Source organism: Citreicoccus inhibens (assembly GCF_019039035.1).
In the GTDB taxonomy this organism is placed as follows: Bacteria; Myxococcota; Myxococcia; order Myxococcales; family Myxococcaceae; genus Citreicoccus; species Citreicoccus inhibens.
Genome location: NZ_JAHNZT010000103.1, coordinates 1 through 2,142 on the forward strand (window position 1 = coordinate 1; position 2,142 = coordinate 2,142).

The window sequence follows — 2,142 nt, forward strand, 5'->3', positions numbered from 1 at the left end:
AGGAGCCGTATGCGCTACCCCCGGGAGAGTGGCCCGAAGGCGCTTCACCTCCGCCGGAACTCCTAGAGGACGTGGACGCGGACCTGGCGCCCAAGCCCGACGACGACTTGCCCTGGCCGAACGTGGCCGCCATCCGGGGCTGGTGGAGCGCGGAGAAGAAGCGCTTCGTGAAGGGCACGCGCTACCTCCTCGGCCGTCCTTTCAGCGGCGGCACTCTGGTGGAAGCCCTCGAAACCAGTCCCATGCGCCGCCGCCATGTCCTCGCTCGCGAGTTGGCCCTGCGCAGCCAGGGCGCTTTGCCGGTGCGCACCCGGGCCTTCACCCACGTCCAGCGCGCGGAGCTGGCCAAAGCCCGGGCCGCCAGCGCCCGCATCCGCACGCAGTCCTTCGACAGCGGCCTGCGCTGACAGCGGGCCCCACACCTCACGACCAACCATGTGGGCACTCCAGAACAAGACACCCTACGCGGCTGAGCGGACGTGGGTCCGCGACAAAGACGGCCACCACCTCTGGGTCATCGCACTCAAGGCCACCTTCGACATCGACAGCACAGGCACCCTCCGCCTCGCCGATGAGCAGGAGCCCCCGCTGCCCGCCCCCGTCTACTGGGGCGAGGCGGGCCGCTCCAGCTTGCGCTACGAGGCCGAGCTCGTCGCCCCCAAGCCGCACACCGACGTCCTCGTCAACGCGTGCGCCCATGCGCCGGGCGGGCGGCCCGCGCCCAGCGTCGAGGTGGCCATCCGCATCCACGACGTGGACAAAATGCTCGTGGTGCACGGGGAGCGCTTCTACACGCGCGGCCTGACGGGCCTGAAGCCCTCGTCCCCCAAGCCCTTCGTCTCCCAGCCCATTCTCTACGAGTGGGCCTGGGGTGGCACCGACACGCGCGACGCGGACGCGCACAAGCACGTCAGCGACTTACGCAACCCCGTGGGCCGCGGGGTTGCCAGCCGCGAGGCGAACTTGGTGGACCAGCCCGCCCACCGCGTGGAGTACCTGCGGGGAAACCCGGCGAAGGCGGGGCCGGCCGGGCTTGGCCCTATCGCCAGCCACTGGACACCCCGTCTACAGTTGGCGGGCACCTTCGACGAAGTCTGGCGGAAGACGCGGCACCCACTGCTGCCGCGAGACTTCGACGAGCGCTTCGCCCTCTGCGCTCCCGCTGACCAGCGGCCCTCGCGCCGCCTCGTGGGAGGCGAGAAGGTGGCCCTGGTGCACCTCACGCCAATGGGCACGCTCCACTTCACAGTGCCGCGCCTGCGCTTCGGCTTCGCAACCTACTTCGGCGCCGTCCGGCGCTTCCACGAGGCCACCCTGGGCACCGTCGTCATTGAGCCCGAGGAGAAGAAGGTGCGCATGGTTTTCCAGACGGGCTTGAGAGTCGGCCCGCAGGAAATCGACTGCCTCGACTTCACGGCCATTACCGAGAGGACAGACTGACATGGGCGTCGAGGCAGTGATTGTGGCGTCGGGAGCGCGTGCCCCCGTGGGGACGTCAGCAGAGAGCGTCGCGGCGGCGGTGCGTGCGGGAATCAGCCGCGTGCAGCGCCTCCACATTGCGGAGCTGGGGCGTCGTGCCGACTCCTTCATCGCTAGGGACGGACTGCTGGACGCGGCCGAATGGAGCGGCGCAGCGCGCATGGCCTTCCTGGGGGCTGCGGCATTGAAAGAAGTCCTCGCCAAGCTGGCATCCACCCTCCCGCCGGGGAATGTCGAAGTGCCGGTACTGGTGGGGCTCCCCGAGGAGCGCCCGGGCTGGAAGGCAGCGGATGCCTCGCGAGTCGTCGCCGCCCTCTCGGCCCTCGGGGGTGAACGCCTGCGCCTTCGGGTGGAGCCGCGGCTGACGGGCCACGCCTCGGCGCTGGAGGGGCTACGAGAGGCTGTGGCGCGCGTCAGCCGCACCCCGCTGGTCATTGTGGGTGGCGTCGACAGCTACCATGACGTCCAAACCCTGGTGTGGCTGCGTGAGCGGAACCAGTGGCTGGAAGAAGGGGGGCGCACGGGCTTCGCCCCCAGCGAGGCCGCTGCCTTCGTCGCGGTGGTGGCCGCGCCGGACGCGCGCCGATGGGGACTGGCGCCGCACGCCACGGTGCGCGCCGCCGCCACGGCCCGCGAGAAGAAGCTCATCCACACCGACGACCT

At 70.5% G+C, this 2,142-nt stretch carries 1 protein-coding gene and 2 pseudogenes; all 3 read left to right on the forward strand.

Going from position 1 to position 2,142, the window contains the following annotated elements; genetic code table 11:
* A pseudogene (locus KRR26_RS36385) lies at positions 1 to 407 on the forward strand (TIGR02270 family protein); the annotation flags it as partial.
* 28 nt (positions 408 to 435) lie between these two features.
* On the forward strand, positions 436 to 1,440 hold the full coding sequence (locus KRR26_RS36390) for a DUF2169 family type VI secretion system accessory protein (protein ID WP_217082184.1): 1,005 nt from the start codon (positions 436 to 438) through the stop codon (positions 1,438 to 1,440).
* 1 nt (position 1,441) lies between these two features.
* Positions 1,442 to 2,142, forward strand: a pseudogene (locus KRR26_RS36395) (hypothetical protein); the annotation flags it as partial.